Source organism: Leptospira interrogans (assembly GCF_900156205.1).
Taxonomy (GTDB): domain Bacteria; phylum Spirochaetota; class Leptospiria; order Leptospirales; family Leptospiraceae; genus Leptospira; species Leptospira interrogans.
In genome coordinates, this window is the sequence record NZ_FTNA01000047.1 from 1 (window position 1) to 19058 (window position 19058).

A 19058-nucleotide genomic window follows, 5' to 3' on the forward strand; every position below is an offset into this window, starting at 1 on the left:
TAGATTTCTTTTTTGTTGTATGATTAAATTGTAAAGTTATTAAAAAGATGGTGGGCAGGGAAGGATTCGAACCTTCGAAGACATAGTCAGCAGATTTACAGTCTGCCCTCGTTGGCCACTTGAGTACCTACCCGAAGAAAAATAGCTGCCTATAGGAATCGAACCCACAACCGTCTGATTACAAATCAGATGCTCTACCAATTGAGCTAAGGCAGCAATTTGCTATGGAAGCCAGTATTGCAGGCTCTTTTTCTTGGTCAAATAAAAAATCCGAATAGGCTATTCTCAACATTTCGGGAATGATTTCTTTTTTAATTTTAGAATTTACTTGAAAAAGAGTTTGGGCCGAGGTTCGTATGTCGAAAATAAAAAAGATGATTCTAACCCTGATACATATAGGAATGACTCTTTCAATCTCTTGTTTTTACACTGGTTATTATTTTCGTTTTAGAAAAAATTCTCTGCATCGTATTTTCAATTTGTTTGGCACAATGTTCAACCTAACAACTGCCTTCTCACTTTTATACTTGAAGTATTTAGGTGGCGGTTTAGAGAAAATTGGAATCTTTCCTGCTGTAGAACGCTGGATAATTGATACACATCGTGTATTCGCATTATTGACCTTGGTTTTGATGCTTTTGATGGTTTGGTCTGGGATTACTCGAAAAAAAGAATTTCACAGAAAGCTACACTATATTTTCCTTCCTCTATACACTGCTATTTTCCTTTCCGGTTTGGTATTGTTTCGTTCTTCGAACTGACCTTATTCCGGCATCCTGTTTTGAGGTTGGGAATTGCATCATCTTATTCGCTTAGGAAAAATATGAACGAGATCAAAGAAATTAAGAACTTTGCAAATGAACTCAGAAAGAGTGTAATCAAAATGGTAACCGCTGCAAATTCGGGCCATCCAGGCGGTCCCTTAGGTCTTGCTGATATTTATGCGGTTTTATATAAGAAAATCTTAAATCATAAACCTTCCGATCCGGATTGGGAAGAAAGGGATCGTTTGATTCTTTCCAACGGTCACGTATGTGCGATTCGTTATGCGGCTATGGCTCATTCCGGTTATTTTCCTTTAGAAGATTTGATGACCTTTCGCAAATTGGGAAGTAAACTTCAAGGTCACCCCTCTACCCGTTATATGAACGGCATCGAAAGCTCTTCTGGTTCTTTGGGTCAAGGACTTTCTGTTTCCGTTGGCCTTGCACTGGGTGCTAGATTCAAAAAACAAAATCATAAAATTTATACCTGTATCTCTGACGGAGAATGTGGCGAAGGAATGACCTGGGAAGCAGCTCAATCCGCTGTACACTATAAATTAGACAATCTGATTGCTTTTATGGATAAGAATGGAATTCAGATTGATGGTTTTACAAAAGACGTGATGAATCTAGAGCCTCTAAAAGAAAAATTTATTTCTTTTGGTTGGAACGTTTTGGAAGCAGATGGTCATGATGTAGAACAAATTATCTCCGCATTTGAAAAAGCAAAACTTCATAAAGGATCTCCTACGATTATTCTTTTTAAAACTGTACTTGGAAAAGGTGTTTCTTTTATGGAGAATAATCCGGGATGGCACGGGACCCCTCCTAAACCGGAAGAAGAAAAAAAAGCTCTCGAAGAATTATCTACAATTTCTATTTAAAGAAATTTCTCTTAATTGTCGTTAGGTGAGATTTTGGGTTGGCACTTTCTTTGAAAGTGCTTCGTTCAATAGATTTTAATATAAGATTTTTATTATAGATAAGGTTCGATTTCCAGATTATTATGGAGACCATTTATAAAATGGTAAGAAGAATCATTTTACTGATCTTTTTGTTACTAGAGTATCTTTAATTTTAACAAGGGTATATAAGAAACGATACTTATGTTATATAGAGATCGGTAAAATTAAATTTTTGTATGAGATCGCCGTTTTTTACTACTATTACAAAATAAAAAAACTATTTTATAATAATCTCCTAATCTAAATTTGGATTTGTTTCTAAATTTTAGGGATTCTATTCTAAAGTTTTGATGTCTACTATCCGGAAATTTTATTTTTGCGGATGAAATTAGAAGTTTATTGATCTTGTTTAACAGAATCAGGTCTTTACTGCTTGAGCTGCAAAAAATTAACAGTTGATTTTGTAAAAATGCAAAAGTTCTCAAAAATTGCGTCTAACTTAGAATTGTTTTTTTGAAGAAGATATTATATTCTAACTTTTGAAACAAGTTCGTCATAGTAATATTTTTATGTTAGAGTATTTGTTTGGAATTTAAAAAACGGATTTTTTTATCTCAATTTCAAAAAAACGTCTATTTTCGTTCTGTTTAAAAAGATAATGTAAAATATACTATCGATAGAAGTTGTTTCTACGATTTAAACTTTCTACCCAGGTTTATATAAAATACCTAATATTTTGCATTGAAACGGTGTTTTACGATAAAAATTAACGGTATCCAATTTATAAAGATCAGTAATTGGAATATAATTACATTTTTACTGAAAGTGATAACGTTCAATTCTATTTTACGATTGGAAAATTAGGATCCATAACCGTGAAATCAAAATTTAAGAAACATTCTTGTTCGAAAATTTGTTTTAGATTGATAAAGGCCGAGTCTTTTTTAATTTAAACTTTCAGTTTTTTATGCCGTAAGACATAGTTAATTTACGATCGTTTCAACTATAAGAAGACTTTAGTCTCCTTAGTAAGTAAATGCTGAATTACTTTTGCGAGAGTTCTCGTTTCATTTTTTCCAATGACAAATTCTATTCTGAATTGACTCATTTTGTTTTTTGTAAAAATATATTGTTTATGCCTTATTATGAGTCTTTTCACCTTCCTCCCGATAAGCTAGAAGAAAAATTTTACCAACTCGAGTTCTCCAATAAGGAAGAAAAAGTTCGAGTGATACGTGAAATTGCGGACATGATTCCTTGGCAATTTGAAATCAGTGATTTTATAGAGGAATTTAAGGACCCTACGTTGAGGGTTTTCGCTCGTTCCGTTTCTTCCATCGTTCATCTCGAACGTATTAATACACGTTATTCGCTTCTTGCAGATAAAGGCCACGTTAACGATTATAGTGATTTAGAAGAGGCTGTATTTCTTCTCTCCAGTGTAGGAGATCCAGATGCTTCTTATCACGAGTTCAAAATTTATTTGGATCGGCTTGCACTTAGAGTAGAAGAGTTATGCGATTTAAATCCAGAATACGTTTCCGAAGAATTGAAGGTCCATTTTTTAACAAGGGTTCTTTCTTCCGAAGAAAATTTTCAGGGAAATAATGATCAGTATGATGACCCTGACAATTCCTTTGTTACTCGAGTCGTTCATACTAGGAAGGGAATTCCTATTTCTCTTTCCGCAATTTATCTTTTAGTTGCAAAGAGACTTTCCCTACCTCTTTACGGTGTAAATATGCCTCTTCATTTTCTTCTTCACTTTGATTCTACGGATTATGAAACCTTTATCGATCCGTTTCATGGAGGAGTTCTTTTAGATAAATCTACTTGTATTCGTTTTTTAGAAGCGAATAGTTTTGTTCCAAGTGAAAGATATTTTACTAGGGCGAGTACTCTTTCGATTATTAAAAGAATGTATCGCAATTTGATTCATATATACCGCAAAGAACAATTTCGGGATATGGAAGACATTCTTTCTAGACAACTTCTAATTCTGGAAAACAAACTGAAAGCTTGAAGAGAGTTCTTGCTTGAGCCTGTACCGTTGTTTTGAATACTTGTCACCACGGTGAAAGTTTCGGTACTGAAAGATTCTCTGATTCGGAAATTTGACAAAAAGTTAGAAACGATCATTCGGGAAGACCTTAAAATTCTCTCCGAAATCAAAACCTATACGATTCAATCGGGTGGGAAGAGGATTCGTCCTATTCTTCATTATTGTCTCTGCCAACTTTTAGGTTATTCCGGTAAACACTGGTTAGACGTCGGAGCCATTGCGGAGTTGATTCATGCAGCCAGTTTACTTCATGATGACGTGGTGGATGAGGCGGAAACTAGAAGAGGACTTCAAAGTGTGGGTTCCAAATTTGGTAATAAAACGGCTATTCTTGCGGGAGATTATCTTCTTGCTTGTGGAATCGACCATTTAAATGGCTTGGGTTATCCTGAATTGATGGAAGTTTTTACTCAGGTTATCAAGGATCTCTCCGTTTCTGAACTCATTCAAATGGAATGGGAAAAAAATCCTAAAATAACTTTAGATATTTATAATAAAATTATATATGGAAAAACTGCTTCTTTATTTGCCGTTGTGTGTGTGTCGGCGGGAATTCTTTCTGATAAAAATGAAAAAGAAAAAAAGAAACTCAGGCAATTTGGGATTGATTTAGGTTCTTTTTTTCAGAAAAAAGACGACGCGATTGATTATTTTACCTCTGCAAGTAAAAGTGGGAAAATTCCCCTCAAAGATTTTTATAACGGTCTTTATACGCATCCTATTTTGTTGTTACTTGATCGAGCTGATAGGAACGATAAAAAATTAATTCATTCTCTTTTTGCTAAGTCGGAAAGGTCGCAAGGAGACGGTATTGTGATTTTAAGTCTTCTCTCTCGTTATCAGATTCGAGAACGGATGGATGCGGAGTTTCAAACGATAGCGGATAATTTGCTGAAATTCTTAAATGGTTTTTCGGAATCTACAATTCGGAATCTTTTAAAAGAACAAATTCTAAAACTTTTAGATGAATAAGTTTTAATTTATAATTCGTTTTTTAAAATGTAGGAACCCATACAAAATTTAAAAATGAAAGCCTCTAACATTTTATTATAAATTTATAAATGTAAGAACTACTAATTTATCGATTTAAAAACTATCAGTTTTCAGAGAGAGACGTAATCTGTGGGAACTACAGCAAATTCTGATTTTACAGACGTATTTTTAAATATAAGAGTTTCTACATCATTTGTAGAGATGATTGATTGTTAATTTTCTAGTGTCTAAACTAAAAAAAATAGGGAGTTCCTACACTCGAATACGACAGATTCAATTTTTATAAACTTCTATTTTGAGTTTGTCCCAAAACCTCAAAAAATTTTACGCAATCATTCTTTAGAAATTTTTAATAAAATGCAATAGTTCCTACAAACTAGGTCGCATTTAGCAATTTGCGAACTTTCGAGCCATTCTAATTTCATTGAGTTTTTTAGTAGTTCCACATTTATTTTTACGGATCAAAATTCTTTGTCGGGAGAAGTTGAGTTTGTAAATTTTACCGTGAAAATTTTGATTTGTAGTAGTTCCTACAGATTTTGTCACATTACGAATCTTTAAATATTTATTTTTCATGATTGGAATTCGTAAGAGTTCCTACATTTTATTTTTTACGGAAAAAATAAGTTTTTTACATTCATTTAAATTTACAGGTTTACTATTCTGACTTCTAAAAATTAACTGCTGATTTTGCAAAGATGTAGGAGTTTTTATAAATTGTATCTAATTCGAAATTGTTGGTTGCACGTTTCACTTTTGGAATAAACTCATAATAATCTCTAACCGTAAAATTAAAAACTGAGTGTTTATTTAAACCACTGGTTCAGTCGCCTACAATCTTAGATTTAAAAAGAATTGTAATTTCAAAAACTAAATTTCTTTTTGAAAGTGAATTTGTAAATTGTTCCTCTATAAAATTTGAATACAAGATTTTATTATTCAATTTATACATATAATTACCGTGGACGGATTATAAAAAATTCATCATTCGGTTTCCAAAATGTCCTGTCAGACAAATTTAAAGTTATAATCGTTTGCAAAAATTTTTTGATTGTATTCAGAAAGATTTTATGATAAAGAAAATCTCTGATTACTCAATGCAGATTCAATACTTCTTTTAATCAATCCTAACAATCATTTTACGATTAAGATTATTTTATCGACGGTATTGTAAAAACTTAAGGAGAAATAAAAATGACGGCTCAAATTTATCCACAACTGGATCCTAAATTAGATTTGGTTCTTGAAAGAATTATAGACGTTCCGCGCGAACTGGTTTGGAAGGTTTGGACTACCCCAGAGCATCTGAAACCTTGGTTTTGTCCATCTCCATGGAAGACAATCGATTGTGAAATTGATCTCCGACCTGGAGGAATTTTTAGAACTACGATGCAGTCTCCAGCGGGTGAGAATTTTCCAAACCTAGGTTGTTATTTAGAAGTTATTCCAAATGAAAGGCTGGTTTGGACGGATGCACTTCAACCGGGCTTTAGACCTTCTCCTGATCCGAATCATCCTTTCGGATTTTTTACTGCAATTGTTACGATGGAAACTCATGGAACTGGAACAAAATATAGAGCGACTGCGATTCATGGAAATGAAACCAACCGTAAAAAACACGAGGACATGGGTTTTCATGAAGGCTGGGGAACCGCTTTAGATCAACTCGTGGTTTATGTTAAAAAAAACCTTCTTTAAGAAAAATTGGAAATGGGTCGAATCTATAATAAATTTTTAATATGAACTTTCAAATTGATCCAATTCGATTTACAAAACGCGAAGAAGCCATAAAAATCTGGTTGAGTAAAAATAACGCGGATTCGTTTTTAATCCAAGCTGAAAATTTACTTGCAACATTGCCATCCGAACAAATTGAGAATGAATTTTTTTCGGGAATAGAGCGAGGTATAAAATTCTGCAATGAAAATGAAACGATTTATTCGGAAATCCTTAAAAAGTTTAAATCTGTAAAAGCCTTGGATTTTCAATGGTACTTTGATGGAAATACGTCGGATGTAGCTTTTGCCTACGCGCTCGATTCTTGCAAAGGTTTCGGAAATATATCCGGAACCGATCTTGGTCCAAGGGAAATTCCTGGAATTGAAAGTGATTTGAAACATGGGTATCTAGTTTATGAAGATTTTAGTTCAATTCCAGTTCATCACTCGATCAATTCGTATGTGGAAAATTTACAGAACCCAGTGCGTGAATCGATTGACGAAGATCGAATTTCTTCCGAGGTGGAAGTTTTATTGTTGGATCTATTTCAGATTTGGAATTATAAAATCGCTTATGAGGTTTGTAAAAGAATATCTGATTGGGAAGGATTGAAAAAACGATCTCCGTTTTGGGTTACAATGACTCGTCATGATCGTTGGTCAGTTCCTATTTTTTTGATCGATAAAAATCTCTAAAAGGAACGCAAATTAATGGTTTAGGATCTTGCGATTTTTATGTGTGGGAATTTTACAAAACGTTGCACTTAAAATGTTGGAGTATTTTTTTAACAATTCTATTGTTAAAAAAATTCCGTAGTGAAGATTAATTGCTTCAATCGTCAATTTCAGTGAAACAAAAAACAAACGGAGAATTCTTTTTTCAACAACCCTCCGGTCGGTCGTGGCAAACCGGATTTTTAACCGCCGAATTTATATTATTAAAGTATAAACTATTGGATTGGGTGCTTTGTTGTAACTCTGGGTGAACTCACATTAAATTTAACGTAGTTCAATGTAAAAACTTACGAATAACGTTATATCATACGAAGTCTAAAATTAATTGAAGGATTAAGTTTATTATAAATTTTTAATAATCAAATATACTAAAAGTGCAAACCGATTAATATTTATTCAAAATTATTGAGTAGTAGTTCCACTACTTGGAATTACGTTAGGTGCATTGCACGTAATATTTCCTGTAATCGTTACCGCAGAACCTGGAGTAGATGCTGTGGAAACGCAGGACTTATTGTCTTGGGTAAAACATTGTTGTGTAGTTGTAACAGAAGTACAGTTTACGTTATCCGAAGTATAACACTGATTTAGGATTCCTGTGCTAGAAGAGCTATCTAGTAGTTTACCCGAAAGGGAAATATCTATGTCCATATATTGTAAGGTTTGTTGTTGAGCAGATCCGTTTCCGCTTGGATAAACTGGAATTCCAGAAGTGCCCCATTCCACCTTACCTACGTTACCAGTAACCATTTTACCGAAAGCTCCTCCTGAATAGCTAAAACCCTGCTGAGGATCAACGGATCCTTGGTATTGAGAAGAATCGAATTGAAATCTAAGCACCATAGATTCTGCAGTGGTTTTCATAATCAACTGACTCGTGACCGTATAACGACTATTAGATGAACCAGAAGAACCTGTGGTTGTGGTGCCGGTCGTTCCAGTGGTGCCTGTAGTCCCGGTGGAGGACGTGGTTCCGGGAACTGCGACTCCGCAAGAAGAAATTTTATCGGGATCTACTTCTCCATTGATATAAATTACGTTTCCGGTTGCAGTAATAAGAACTTGAAGGTCTATCTTGTTTTGATCTTTATGTTCGCAATTGAGAAAAATCGCAGCAAAGAAAATAGATGATAAAAAACCAATATAAAAACGTTTCATAAAATTCCTTTAAGTAATATTGATGGAAAAGCGAATCTTGGTCAAGAATGAAATGCTCCCATCGTTTTCTTAAGATTTTGGACCCAGTATTTAAAAGATCGTTCCTCTGGGCCCAAATTCTGAAACAAAATTCGAAATAATTGTCTATCTAACGTAAAAATTAGAATGGGTCCAGGTATAGATAAAAACCGAAAAAAGTCTCTATCGACTGTAATAATAAAAGACGGAATTTGGGTATGCTTTCGTGGAAAGTTTTGAAGTTGTCTCAAACCATTTTTTGTCAAAAGTTTATCAAAACAAACCGTTGTCAAAAGTGGTCCGGTCGAGTTACCGGAAACGGCTGCTCAGAGCTACATAATAAAACACCTGCTCCAATAGTTTATACTTCAATAATGTGAATTCTACGTAAAAAAAATTGGCGAACCCGTGGCAGCCGAACCGCACTTTTAGTTCTGATCAACAAATTGAGAGATAAAATTGTTTCATGACTTCTATTTGTTATAGAACGAGATTTGTTGAACGATTTGCAGAGTGTCCAGAAAACTCTCTAAATGCCTCTCTAACATAACCATTTAGGAAGCGATGTATTGAGTTCAGTGAGTGAGACTCTGAACTTGAAAAAGTTCTGCTGAGTTCCCCACCTCAATCGCTTTCATTGGATTACTCCGAGCTCACGTTAAATAGAATTCTGAAATCCTAATGAAATTGGATCCATCCTCACACTCAGCAAATAAGATTGAAGATTTCTTTTTTGATTATCAATTGAATTATCTGAAAAAATGGAAGAACAGACACAGAATGAATTTATGAAAAATTTGCAGCAGGCGAAGAAATGGTAAACGTTTTAAGTATAAATTTATCCCCCATTTTTTCTGAAGTTTTAGAATAAAATTTTATCGGGTAAGATTCTGTATAAAATTTTAACCATTTATAAAGTTGTTGGCGACAAAGTAATTTTAGTCTAAAAAAATTTTTATACTGTGGTTTTGAAAGTTTATCTGTAAAAGAATATATTTCTGTCTTATTTTCGGTAATAATGATATTCTAAAACTTTTACGATCCCTAAAATTTCTCGTCTACATGAAAGGAAGACTGGTTTAAAAATAAATTTTAAATATATAAAGGGCATTTGGTTTAGGTTCAAAAAGATCTATCTTCAGAAGCCAAGAGACTCTCAAAGTTTGATTGAGCGTTTTAATTATATCTTACAAAATCCGAATTCTGTTTGTAATTTGATTTACAGCTTTCGGAATCATCTTTTAAGATTTTTTTTCCGGTTTTCTTTTCATGGTTTATAGTAACTTTTTTTGTAATTACGATTTTGTTGAGGCGGGGTAGGGATGCACGTCATCATTCAGCAGCTTGAATCCATTTTTGAATCGATTCCGCTTCCAGTGCTCGAAATTTGGGGATTTCTGGGATGGATCGTAGGGCTCTTTTTTATGATCTCTGCGTTTACCGGTTTTCGCCTGAAGATTTCGAATGGTATCGGTTTTAAAAGAGAAATACAATTTTGGGATACTCAGGCGCTTTTGAGTATTCCATTCACTTTTGTATTCATTTTTATAACGGGTTATTTGGGTTCTTTTGTAGTTTTAGTTCCCGGAGCTCAGACATTTGAATCCCTCAAAGACCTTTCCGTTTTTCTTTGTATTCTTTTGTTCGGTTATCCTGCACTGATCGCGGTTCCGTTTGCATATGCTCTTTCTGATTTGATTGAAGGGGTGCCTCCCGATTTTTTACTCGATTGGTTCATGGGTTACTTGATCAATCCTTCTTGTTTTTGGATTGCGTATAGATTGATCGGTAAAAATCCAAATTTTACAAAGGTCAGAGTTTGGTTTAAATATTTTCTTTTTGTAATCGTATTTATGATGATAGAACCCCAGTTTTGGGGTTATCTTTGTTCTAAACAATTTTCACCTTCAATTTCTTATAGAAATATCACTCCCGCTTTGTTTTTTACTACTTCGATCACTTGGGCGATCGCTCCGTTTGCAATGTTAGCGGCACTTCCGCTTGCTAGGAAATACGGAATGTTTTGGGCTGAAATTCCGGGACACGTTCGTGAATCCTATTTTGATCTTAAAAAATTTCAATGGGAAAAAAAGAATAATAACCAGAGTCAAAGTTCAATTCAGGGCTTGCCGATTCGAATGTTTTTGGTGGCTCCGTTTATACTTCTTGTTTTAGTGATGGTAGGAGCGACTGCGTATTTAAATTTAAAAAGCTCTGAAATGGCGGCGGATAAACTTGCTGGAAGATTACATCAGGAAATATCAGAAAACATTAATCTTCGTTTAGACCAATATCTCGAAAAAACACAAAAAGAAAACGAAATTGTACGTATGAGCGGAATCCGTTCTCTTCTCAAATCTACGAACGTTGCCGCACACGGACATGCGATCATAGTCGATCGTATGGGAAACGTTATCGGTTCTTCCAAAACGGAGAAAAAAAACGATTTGAACGAAGATCCTGTAATTAAAAACGCGATTCGAACTCTTCAAAGTAAATTAGGAAATTTGAATTTACTATACGAGCCGACGCAGTTTCGTTTTGACGTAGTTACTGCAAAACCTTTATCTCTGGAAACCTGGCTGACTCAGGCGACTCCGTATCAAGACAATAGCGGAAATACAAATTGGATATTGATCACTTCAATCCCGTCAGCGTATTATTTGGAAGGTGTTAAGATAGGAAGTAGTCAGTCTGCAAAGGTTTTTGCGGTTGCTTTGGCTTCTTCTCTTTTGATTGCTGCTTTACTTGCCGGGATTGTTACGGCTCCTATCCGTAGAATTTCGAACGCGAGCATTGAGATGGCAAAGGGAGATTTTGATCAAAGGGTGCCTCCGAGTAGGTTGGAAGAATTGGGGGCTCTTTCTATTGCCTTCAATCATATGGCGGAACAACTTCAAGAGTCCTTCCAAAAAACCAAAGCCAGTAAGGAACAATTTAGGGATCTTGTAGATACAACTCCAGGAATCGTTTGGGAAATGGACACGTCCACGTTTAAATTTACATTCGTAAGTCAACAGGTAGTGGATATGCTCGGTTATTCGGTAGAAGAGTGGAACGAGCCAGGGTTCTGGGCGGGACACCTGCATCCCGAAGATAAAATTTGGGCGGTGGATTTCCGAATTAACCGTACTAAAAAAATGGAAGCCTACGACTGCGAATATAGGTTTATGAGAAAAGATGGAAGCGTTATGTGGCTTCGGGATATAGTTAAGGTAATCGTAAACGATAATAAGTCGAAATGGTTGCGTGGTGTAATGGTGGACATTACGGAACGAAAACAAATTGAGGAAAAACTTTTAGAAAGAAATAGATTTATAGAATCGATTTTAGATATTACTCCTGATATATTATATATTTATGATATAGAAGAAAAGAGATACGTCTATATTAACGACGGAATTGAAATCGTTTTGGGATATTCCGTAGTAGAAATCAAAAGTATGGGAGAACGGATGATTTCCAATCTGATGCATCCGGATGATTTGCAGAGATATGACTCTGAAATATTCCCCCAGTATAAAAAGGCGAATGATAAGGATATTATAGAAAACTCATATAGAATGAAACACCACGACGGTGGAAAGTGGAGATGGCTCATTTCCAGAGAAAGGGTTTATAAAAGAAACTTAAGTGGAGAACCTAAACAAATTTTCGGAATCATCTACGATATAACTAAAAGTAAAGAAGCGGAAGAAACGATTCTGGATTTAAACGCAAATCTAGAAAGAAAAATCGATCTCAGAACCGAAGAACTACGCAAATCAAATTCCGATTTGAGAGACGCAGTAAACAATCTCGAAAAAATTATGAAAGAATTGCGGGGGGCACAGGATCAGCTTCTTCTTTCCGAAAAGTTAGCTGCGCTTGGTCAACTTGCGGCGGGGATGACGCACGAATTGAATACTCCTTTGGGGGCGATTGCTTCTTCCAATCGAGCGGTTTTAGAAATTCTTCAAAGAGAGTTAAAAGGACTTCCAGATCTTCTTTCTAGTTTTAACGAAAAAGAATCCGAAAATTTTAACGTTCTTTTGGAAGAAAGTTTAAAAGACGCCTTTGAATCTGAAATTATTCCGGATAGAAGTCTGAAAAAAGATCTGCTTCAAATGTTTAAGAATGCTGGAATGTACGACTACGGAGACGTTACGAATATGGTTTTGGATATAGGAGTGTATCGACTTGGTGAAAGGCTTGTGGATCTTTTAGGATCGGAAACGAGAATGAGTCTTTTAAATACAGTAGGTTCACTTTCTACGATCGTTCGATTGAACAAGGTGATTTCGATTGCAAGTGGAAAGGCTTCTCACGTTGTAGAGGCTTTGAAAAATTATTTAAATCCGGGAGGAAGTGATCAAGACGAGGATGTAGTCCCTGTGGATATTCGTTCCGAGATAGACACTATTCTCACTTTGTATCATACTAAAATTAAGTACGGAGTTGAAATCGTTAAAGATTATAAAACGAGTGGACTTTGTTTAGGGAATGGGAATAAGTTGAATCAAGTTTGGATCAATCTTCTAAATAATGGTTTGCAATCCATGAATTATCAAGGGAAGATTGAAATTGGTCTCGAAGAAAAAAATTCCTGGATCATCACTTCCTTTACCGATTCTGGAGCCGGAATTCCGGATTCCGTGAAAGATAAAATTTTTGAACCTTTTTTCACCACGAAAAAACAGGGAGAAGGAATCGGCTTAGGATTAGATATTTGTAAAAAGATCATAGAAAAGATGGGTGGTAAAATAGAGTTTGAGAGTGTCCCCGGTAGAACAAAGTTCAGCGTGTGGTTGAAATCTGCAAGTACGGAGAATATCTTTTGAAAGATACAATAAAAAACAATGCAATCCTTTGTGTAGACGACGAGCCTATCATCTTGATCGCGTTAAAACAAGAATTAAAGAAACAATTTGGAAATGAGTTTCAATATGAAACCGCAATCAATGCAAATGAAGCTTTAGAAGTTGTAGATGAGTTGGCCCAAAACGGAATCAACGTAATTTTGATTTTGTCCGATTGGCGTATGCCCGGCATCAAAGGAGACGAATTTTTAATTCATATTCATCAAAAATATCCTGAGATTCGTTCTATATTGATTACGGGTCACGTAGACGATGCCGCGGTGGAAAGAGTAAAAAAGGAAGCCGGTACTTACGCTGTTTTGCCAAAACCCTGGGATCCAAAACAACTTGCGGATGCGGTAAAAATTTGTTGCGATCAAATTTAAAGTGAGTCGATACCTTAAAAAATAAAACTACAACTTAGAAATGGATTTTTATGATTCATAGGAAGAAATCGTCAAATGTTGGTGAAATTCTTATTCTGAATAAATTGATATAGATGAAACAAATGAAAATACTCGTTTGTATGTTTTACTATTTTTCTTTTCCCACCTAAAGCCGACACCGGAATATTTAAAATTTCAATTGCAGGCTTCTTATGGTCTCGGGACTTTGTATGGAAAAAAGAGACCTCTTTTTTAGGGAAGGTTGAATGAAAGTTCATCGATACGATTCTGTTCCGGAAATAAAAAATATAGGGGACGGAATCTTTAAAACTGAAATTCCCCAACCTTTTTATGCCCCCAATAATATTTATATTCTTCCAGATGGAGAACCTACCATCATCGATTCCGGTTATATAGAAAACCTTGGGCTTTTACAAAGGGCTTTGAAAAAGATAGGACTTTCTTTGAGTAAGATTAAACATATTATTTATACTCATAATCATTTAGATCATATGAGTGCCGCTTTGACTTTACGTTATTATACGGATGCAAAGTTGTATGCGATGGCTGGAATGGCTTCCGAGATTGGAAATTACGTGGAGTTCGTTCAGGTTTTTCAAAGAGCGATGAGACGGCTCGTGTATAAGGGGCATCATGATAATACTACAAGACTTACTGAACTTAAAAGAGTGGATACAGGTATATTCGAATTTCATGATGCGCTGGACAATTCAGAAAAAGTGGACCCGTATTTGAATTTTGACGTTGAACTCGTGGAGGGTGATGTGATTCAGGCGGGAGGAAGAGAAATCGGAATCTTATATACTCCCGGTCATAATCGTTGGCATTTAACTCCTTATATTTTAGGAGAAAAAATTTATTTTACCGGAGATTTAGTACTTCAAAATATTTCTTCCATTTACGCGGAGATAGACGGAAACTTATACGACTATCATAGATCTTTAGATCGTCTTTCTAAATTGCCGATTCGAAGACTTCTTCCCGCACACGGATCGGAGCCGGAAGATCCTCAGAGAGCGATCAAACTATTATCTAAAACTTTAAACTTATTGGAAAGAGGGGTAGTTCGTAGATTAAAAGAGGATGATCAGGATCTTTCTACATTGGTTTTGGAAGCGATGGGAGAGAAAGTGGCAAATAGCAGTTATTATAATACGGCGCTTGCGATCTTACATTCTTTAATCCGAAAGTTAATCGATCAGGGTCAGGTGCAAATTTTAGAAGTCGATCCACCTTATGAAAAATACAGATGGATTGGCGATGAATGAAACGTATGCGTTTTTATAGATTTGTGGTAGTTCCCACATTTAAAGAATCAATCTGTAAAGTTCAGATTTCAAATTTCAGAATCATGAGTTCTTTATACAGAGCTCACTTTTTTAAGATCTTTGATTGGGATTTTCTTGATTTGAAAATGGTTTAAATCCCACTGATCCCCATCCAAATTGAGTACCCAGGTTTTCATCAACAAAGTTGTCGTTTCAGCTAAGTTCGATAAATTCAGTGCGAAAGTGATTGAAGCGTATGGGAACTTAGCAGAACGTTCTTTCAAACTAAAGCCGTATCGCTTGCTCGAAGTAACTCAACGTCTCATTTTCTGAACTCAATACATCGCTTCCTGAATGCCGATCTTTAGAGAGGCATTCGCTGAGTTTTCCAACGCGATTCATAAAGAGCGTTGTGTTGAGTTTTCCCTATTTTTGGGTGGTTCGGAAAATTTTTCTCTATCAGAAAAACATACTTTTTGCAAGTAAAAAGACTCATTCTTGTCGGAACACTTGAAAAATGTGCCTTTTTGAGTCCAGAACGGCGATCCATAGAAAGCCCGTTCTGTTGAGTTCATTTTGATTCTAAAATCCTATTCAACTTGTGGGGGCTCTCTATCGATCGTGTTCTAAATTGAAACTTAAAACGAAATATCGTATTATGTTTCTTTCATGCAATTTATTGACTGTATCTGAAAGCGCTCCGGCAAAACCGGATTCACCCAAATTTTCTTAGGTTGAATTTGCATTAGAGTTGTTGAAAGTGGCGATTGACAAAGTCTCTTCAATCGACCGTTCCATAAAATAAAAGCAGATGGAGAATTTATTTTTCAACAACTCTATTATAAAAAAATTATTTTATAAAGATATTCTAATTCATTCTAAAGGCCTACAATAGGTCTACAAGTAGTTGCTAGATCTGTATTATTTACATAAGATTGATCTGAAGTAGCCGCATTCAAAGTAAGATTGATTTTACTTTTTGTAAAATTAGAGTTGGCACAGTTTCCTCCGTTGTTTGTACACTTCGCATTTCCTGGTTTTGTGCCTGTAGAAAGGGTTGTAAGCCAAGTAACGAAGTTGGTTCCTCCCGAATCCAGTTTATACATATCTTCTGACGTAGTAATTGTGTGTACGTCACCCGGAGCGATGTAATACGAATAATTTGTAGTTCCGGCCGAAATCCCATTCATGGAAGTAACCGCCTGTTGTGTCCAACCGCAACTGGATCCATCTGTGGACGCTGTCGTTCCGTCTGGAATGGAACTACCATCACTGTCTCCAAATAAGAAGGAATAGGTTTTAGAGGAATCGTAAGGGTCTGTCGTTTTTTCATCTGAATAAGGTGGAGCCGAGTTGATGATATGCATCACTTTGTAAAAAAATCTTTGGTTTCCGTCAAAAGTAGCAGTGTATTGACCCGTTTTATCTCCCGATCCATTGTAGTGTGTGGATACCTTTGTAAAAAAATCTTGAATAGAAGGGTTTCCTACAGTGAGATAGTTAGCCGCGATTCCAGCTACCCAAGTAGGCAAATTTGAATCGGCTCCCCACTGAGTGCTTAGATTGGAGAAAAAACCGTTTGGAACAATTCCGTTAGACGCATCAATCAGCATGTTCATTTTTGCGGATGAATTCAGTCCTGAAATAGTTTCACGTACGATAGGATAATTGAGTAGAGTTCCATAACCTCCTGCGCTTTGTCCAGTTACGAATACATTTTGAACTTGAGGATACTCGGTCTGAATATACTTTAATACCGAGAGCACATTGTCATAACCCTTATGTTTTACTACTACTGAAGATCCTGTGGTTGGATCGATATAAGTCATGTCTTTAGAACCGAAGTGTAGATCTCCAGTGCAATAGGGAATAAAAACTACATCATAGTCTTTGAATGGATTGGAAGCGTTGTTTGTGTTCATTACACCTTGAAAAACAAATTTTACGAACAAATCCGGAACCTTTTCGAGCTGGTTAAAATAAGTAGTTGTATTATTTCCGAAGCAGTTATATCCACTCCAACAAGCTCCACCTCCCATAAAATTGATGAGCAATTTGCTATTGGATGTTTTTACTTTTTTTCTATAGAATGAAAACGTTTTATTTTCAGTAGAACCGGAACAAGCAGGGTTATAAGCTCTGTTTGAATAATTGGCTCCGGAAATAGTAATCGTTCCAGGAGAAGGAGTAATCTTTTCGTAAGGATTGTATAAAAGATCGGCTAAGATTAACGCTAAGAGAGTTTTATCTTGATCATCGTCGTCTTTTTTACAATTTATAAAGGTAAGAAATAGACAAATCGTTGTTATATATAGAATCCATCGTTTCATTTTTTTAAGCCCCTTTTCCTTTTTCCACTTTTGATTCTTCAATCATAGAACTCTTAGGTAGGAAAGTCAATCGATACCGGAAAAATTAAACTCGATTTTAAAGTTATTCTTGGAACTTTAAAGTTTTTACGAAACAAATAATGAAGTCAAGATTTGAGATGCAAAATCGTTAAAATGAACTTTTCATATAAGTTCTAATATTAGAGTTGTTGAAAAATTAATTCGCCATCGATTTTCGTTGTATGGAAACTGTCGATTGAAGTAGTTTTGTTAAACTCCACTATAGAATTTTTCAACAACTCTATTTTAAAAAGTACAGCACTATAAAATCCTAGAAAAATGTTACTGTAAATTTCTGACGAGATCTACTCAAATTTAGAGCCAGTGTAATTTGTAGAAATTTACATTTCCTTAAATTTAGAGTCATTACAATTTTTTACTCAGAAACTATATTAGAATTGTTGAAAAATTAATTCTCCATCTGTTTCTATTTTATGGAAACTGGCAATTAAAGCAGTTTTGTTAATCGGAACTAGGGAATTTTTCAACAACTCTATTATAAAAAATTACAATTCTTATCGTGGATTATCTAATAACTGTTCCTAAAGTTTTAAAATGTAGGAACTACTACTCTTATAATAAAGTTTAAAAAAAATTCATATTTACAAACGATTTTTTCGATTCATTTAAATGAAAAAAACGGAAGAAGCTAATTTTACAGAAATTAGTGCGCGCTTACTATAAAGTGATTGGTCGAACGTGAGAACTTTCACAATCTTAAACCTATCCAAAGTAAATATAAAAGTTATAGACTATCAATAGATCTTGAGTTGTAAAAGCTATAATTTGATTTCGTTTCTGTTGTTACTAAGACACATAAAAATAATATCAAAAATTAACGATCAATTTTACAAAAATGCAGAGTGCTTGAAAATTGCATTTAACTCAGAGTTGTTATCTTTTCCGCAGTAGGCCCGCATCTAAATTTTAAAACAAGTTTAGTATAATATTGCTTCCGAGAGGTAGGTAATAAGTGAATCAGTTGAGTTGATATTCAGAAAGAATAAAAACAGATTCAAAAAATATAATATTTTTGGTGTAGTTTTGGGAAATTATGGAAAGAAATTTTAGAATGTGTTCGTGATGATGTAAAATTGAAAGTAGCAAGAATATTCAAAAAGTCGAATTTACTAAGATGAGTTTTGAGACGTATCAAAAGGTGGGGTTTATCCAAAAAAAGTTTTAAAAAATGTGTAGAATTCTAAAGCAATTTTTTAGAAAGATTTTCAAAAAAATCTCAACTTTTGACCATAATTCGAAAATAATTTTTATAATAATTGCTTGCCCAGGCACCTGAATTCTATAAATTGGTTTTTGCGATGTTTTGTCCGTTCGGGCAAAAATTTTAGCAAACAACTAAAGCAAGTCACAAAAACGAGAGATCTTTCTACTCTTTTTTAGTGTTTTGTTTTGGGAAGACTTAAGTTCATTAACAACATATATACTGCGATAGAGAGGTTCTTAAGAGTAGAGGTGCTCTTGAGAACACAAAAAATGTAAAGATTAGCAAAGACAATTTTGATTGAGTTGATGTTGCTCACGAAAGAGATTCGGGCGACATTCATATCTCGAACGAGATCGGTAATTCAAAAAATTTTTACAGCTACACATCATTCTACAGGTTAAATAAAATGCTTTTTCTCTTGAGTGAGAAGATAGCCCAAACGAGATCAAAAGCGAATAACGGGAACGTTATTTGTTTCGTAATATGGTCAAGTAAGAAAGGGCGTACGGGGGATGCCCGGGCATCAGGACGCGATGAAGGACGTGGCTTTCTGCGATAAGCAACGGGGAGTTGTAAG

15 protein-coding genes, 2 tRNA genes and 1 rRNA gene are annotated in these 19058 nt (G+C 35.0%); 10 read left to right on the top strand and 8 right to left on the bottom strand.

Translation table 11 applies throughout. The features are described from left to right. Positions 1 to 48 precede the first annotated feature (48 nt). Both BW942_RS20315 and BW942_RS20320 read right to left on the bottom strand, forming a co-directional pair. A tRNA-Tyr gene (locus BW942_RS20315) sits at positions 49 to 133 on the bottom strand. Between the two features lie 10 nt (positions 134 to 143). Continuing rightward, positions 144 to 216, bottom strand: a tRNA-Thr gene (locus tag BW942_RS20320). Positions 217 to 374: 158 nt separating this feature from the next. Here BW942_RS20320 and BW942_RS21325 point away from each other — a divergent pair. The 4 genes from BW942_RS21325 (at position 375) to BW942_RS20345 (ending at position 4703) form a co-directional block, all read left to right on the top strand. Beyond that, on the top strand, positions 375 to 761 hold the full coding sequence (locus BW942_RS21325) for a hypothetical protein (protein ID WP_000604091.1): 387 nt from the start codon (positions 375 to 377) through the stop codon (positions 759 to 761). A 62-nt stretch (positions 762 to 823) separates the two neighbouring features. Continuing rightward, complete coding sequence (locus BW942_RS20330) at positions 824 to 1648, top strand: transketolase (RefSeq protein WP_001002663.1); 825 nt, start codon at positions 824 to 826, stop codon at positions 1646 to 1648. A gap of 1156 nt (positions 1649 to 2804) precedes the next feature. Beyond that, positions 2805 to 3692, top strand: coding sequence for a transglutaminase-like domain-containing protein (locus BW942_RS20340; protein ID WP_001147202.1), 888 nt, complete (start codon positions 2805 to 2807; stop codon positions 3690 to 3692). Between the two features lie 51 nt (positions 3693 to 3743). Then, positions 3744 to 4703, top strand: a complete 960-nt coding sequence (locus BW942_RS20345; RefSeq protein ID WP_000868876.1) for a polyprenyl synthetase family protein — start codon at positions 3744 to 3746, stop codon at positions 4701 to 4703. Between the two features lie 408 nt (positions 4704 to 5111). On the opposite strand, the gene BW942_RS20350 is transcribed toward BW942_RS20345, so the two are convergent. Beyond that, on the bottom strand, positions 5112 to 5300 hold the full coding sequence (locus tag BW942_RS20350) for a hypothetical protein (RefSeq protein ID WP_000792590.1): 189 nt from the start codon (positions 5298 to 5300) through the stop codon (positions 5112 to 5114). Positions 5301 to 5918: 618 nt separating this feature from the next. Here BW942_RS20350 and BW942_RS20355 point away from each other — a divergent pair. Then, positions 5919 to 6422 (top strand): SRPBCC family protein, encoded by a 504-nt coding sequence (locus BW942_RS20355; RefSeq protein ID WP_000126723.1) that lies wholly within the window; start codon positions 5919 to 5921, stop codon positions 6420 to 6422. Positions 6423 to 6463: 41 nt separating this feature from the next. Beyond that, positions 6464 to 7138 carry an LIC13197/LIC10919/LIC10469 family protein gene (locus tag BW942_RS20360; RefSeq protein ID WP_001010929.1) on the top strand — a complete coding sequence of 225 codons (675 nt, stop codon included), beginning with the start codon at positions 6464 to 6466 and terminating at the stop codon, positions 7136 to 7138. A 441-nt stretch (positions 7139 to 7579) separates the two neighbouring features. Here BW942_RS20360 and BW942_RS20365 read toward each other — a convergent pair whose 3' ends face one another. Together BW942_RS20365 and BW942_RS20370 are read right to left on the bottom strand one after the other, a co-directional pair. Next, positions 7580 to 8335 (bottom strand): LIC10920 family plasminogen-binding lipoprotein, encoded by a 756-nt coding sequence (locus BW942_RS20365; protein WP_000820064.1) that lies wholly within the window; start codon positions 8333 to 8335, stop codon positions 7580 to 7582. Between the two features lie 41 nt (positions 8336 to 8376). Further along, a complete protein-coding gene (locus tag BW942_RS20370) occupies positions 8377 to 8646 on the bottom strand; it encodes a hypothetical protein (protein ID WP_000214216.1) in 270 nt (89 codons plus the stop codon). Between the two features lie 1029 nt (positions 8647 to 9675). On the opposite strand from BW942_RS20370, the gene BW942_RS20375 reads away from it, so the two are divergent. Further along, on the top strand, positions 9676 to 13173 hold the full coding sequence (locus BW942_RS20375; RefSeq protein ID WP_000558136.1) for a PAS domain-containing protein: 3498 nt from the start codon (positions 9676 to 9678) through the stop codon (positions 13171 to 13173). Next, positions 13170 to 13577 carry a response regulator gene (locus BW942_RS20380; protein WP_000655500.1) on the top strand — a complete coding sequence of 136 codons (408 nt, stop codon included), beginning with the start codon at positions 13170 to 13172 and terminating at the stop codon, positions 13575 to 13577. The genes BW942_RS20375 and BW942_RS20380 overlap by 4 nt, the downstream gene beginning before the upstream one ends. A gap of 71 nt (positions 13578 to 13648) precedes the next feature. Here the strand turns inward: BW942_RS20380 and BW942_RS20385 are convergent, their stop codons facing one another. Beyond that, positions 13649 to 13855, bottom strand: coding sequence for a hypothetical protein (locus BW942_RS20385; RefSeq protein WP_001009183.1), 207 nt, complete (start codon positions 13853 to 13855; stop codon positions 13649 to 13651). On the opposite strand from BW942_RS20385, the gene BW942_RS20390 reads away from it, so the two are divergent. Further along, positions 13844 to 14866, top strand: a complete 1023-nt coding sequence (locus BW942_RS20390; RefSeq protein WP_000862891.1) for an MBL fold metallo-hydrolase — start codon at positions 13844 to 13846, stop codon at positions 14864 to 14866. The genes BW942_RS20385 and BW942_RS20390 overlap by 12 nt on opposite strands. A gap of 92 nt (positions 14867 to 14958) precedes the next feature. Here the strand turns inward: BW942_RS20390 and BW942_RS20395 are convergent, their stop codons facing one another. Then, complete coding sequence (locus tag BW942_RS20395; protein WP_000664583.1) at positions 14959 to 15150, bottom strand: hypothetical protein; 192 nt, start codon at positions 15148 to 15150, stop codon at positions 14959 to 14961. Positions 15151 to 15744: 594 nt separating this feature from the next. Continuing rightward, entirely contained in the window at positions 15745 to 17196 is a 1452-nt protein-coding gene (locus tag BW942_RS20400; RefSeq protein ID WP_033108136.1) for a pectin acetylesterase-family hydrolase, read from the bottom strand. A 1770-nt stretch (positions 17197 to 18966) separates the two neighbouring features. On the opposite strand from BW942_RS20400, the gene BW942_RS20410 reads away from it, so the two are divergent. After that, a 23S ribosomal RNA gene (locus BW942_RS20410) occupies positions 18967 to 19058 on the top strand; the annotation flags it as partial.